This window comes from Dietzia sp. CQ4 (assembly GCF_014145125.1).
Lineage (GTDB): Bacteria > Actinomycetota > Actinomycetes > Mycobacteriales > Mycobacteriaceae > Dietzia > Dietzia natronolimnaea.
Genome location: NZ_JAALDZ010000277.1, coordinates 1 through 1,678 on the forward strand (window position 1 = coordinate 1; position 1,678 = coordinate 1,678).

Genomic DNA, 1,678 nt, shown 5'->3' on the forward strand with positions numbered 1-1,678 from the left:
CTGGGCGATCTGCACGGCCTTGCGCTGATCGGACCAGAGTTCCTCGTTCTCCCCGAGCAGGCCGAACGCCACGATGGCCACGTCGACGTCGCCCCCGGCGAAGATCTGCTCGAAGGCGGCCGGGTGGGAGTCGGTGGCGGCGGCGTCGAAGTCCACCACGTCGACGGCGGTGGCCCCGGCGGCCGTCATCTCGGCGCGCGCGTCCTCGATGCCCGGGTCTCCGGGGAGGCAGGCCAGCACCACGCGCATCGGCCCCTGCTGGAGGTACTCCCCGCAGATCGCCAGGCCGATCTCGGAGGTGCCTCCGAGCAGGAGCAGGGTCTGGGGGACGCCGACGGCATTGATCATGCGCAGGAGTCTACCGAGGCCTTCCCGCCGGAACGGGGAAGGTGGCCGGGACTACCCGGCGGGGCGCGTACCCCGTGGGGGTGGGCGGACCCCGGGAGGTGCCGGGGGCGGCCTCCGCGGTGCCCGTCTCCACGCGGTGGACGGCGGGGAGACGGCGACGAGGACGACGGCGGCGGCGACGGTGCGGAGGATCATGGCGGACTCCCGATCGGCCTCCGGGCGACCCTCGTCGTCCGGGGTCACCCTATTGTGGGCCCGCCGACGACCGCCTGTACAGCCCCCGGGTCAGAGCAGTTCGAGACGACGGCCCATGTCGGAGACGAAGACCCCGTGGGGGTCGATCCCACGGCGCGTGGCGATCCACGAGTCGATCTGCGGGTACATGGCGTGGAAACGCTCGGCAGGGACCCGCGAGTCCTTGGCGGTGTAGAGCCGGCCGCCCATCGACATGACCTTGGCGTCGAGCTCGTTGACGAACGCGTTCAGGCGGTCGTTGATGGGGAAGTCCACGCACACGTTCCACCCCTCCATGGGGAACGAGAGCGGGGCCTGGTTGCCGGGTCCGAAGAGCTTGAACACGTTGAGGAACGAGTAGTGGCCCGACCGCTGGATGTCGCCGATGATCTCCTTGAACCCGTCGACCGCCCCGGGCGGGACGATGAACTGGTACTGCAGGAAGCCGTCGGACCCGTACGCGCGGTTCCACTCCCCGAACAGATCGAGCATGTGATAGAAGGCCGGGAGGGTCTTGATCTTGTTCCGCGAGGTGCCGCCGAGGCGGTAGTAGACCTCGCCGATGGGGCCGAACGTGTACTTGTTGGCCAGGCCGTTGGGGAACACGTCCGGGAACGTGACCAGCGGCTTGGCGTTCATGGCCAGCGGGTCCCTGGCGAGCTTGGGTGCGTACTCCTCGAGCTGGGCCAGCGTGGCGAGCGAACCGCGGGACACCGCCGCGCGACCGAGCTTCGGGGGTGCGCTGATCGCGTCGAACCACGCCGAGGAGTAGGTGTACCTCGACTCGGAGCCGTCGGTGTGCAGCGCGATGGTCTCGTCGAGCGAGGCCGTCTGATCGGAGTCGGCCAGGAAGAAGGCGGTCTCGGTGCGGGTCATGGCGATCCACACCTTGAGGACCACGCCGGTGAGGCCGTTGCCGCCCACCGTGGCCCAGAAGAGCGTGCCCCCGGGGTCGTCGGACGTCCCGCCGGGCTCGAGGGTGAGGACCCGGCCGTCCGCGACGAGCAGCTCCATCCGGGTGACGTGGTTGCCGAACGACCCCGCCGAGTGGTGGTTCTTGCCGTGGATGTCGTGTCCGATCGCCCCGCCCACGGTG

Annotated in this window: 1 protein-coding gene and 1 pseudogene; both read right to left on the bottom strand. The window is 69.9% G+C overall.

Annotation, left to right across the window (positions count from 1 at the left end; genetic code table 11):
* Positions 1-348 (bottom strand): annotated as a pseudogene (locus G6031_RS14745) (decaprenylphospho-beta-D-erythro-pentofuranosid-2-ulose 2-reductase); the annotation flags it as partial.
* Between the two features lie 285 nt (positions 349-633).
* On the bottom strand, positions 634-1,678 hold a 1,045-nt coding region (locus tag G6031_RS14750; RefSeq protein ID WP_182653656.1), incomplete at its 5' end, for an FAD-binding oxidoreductase.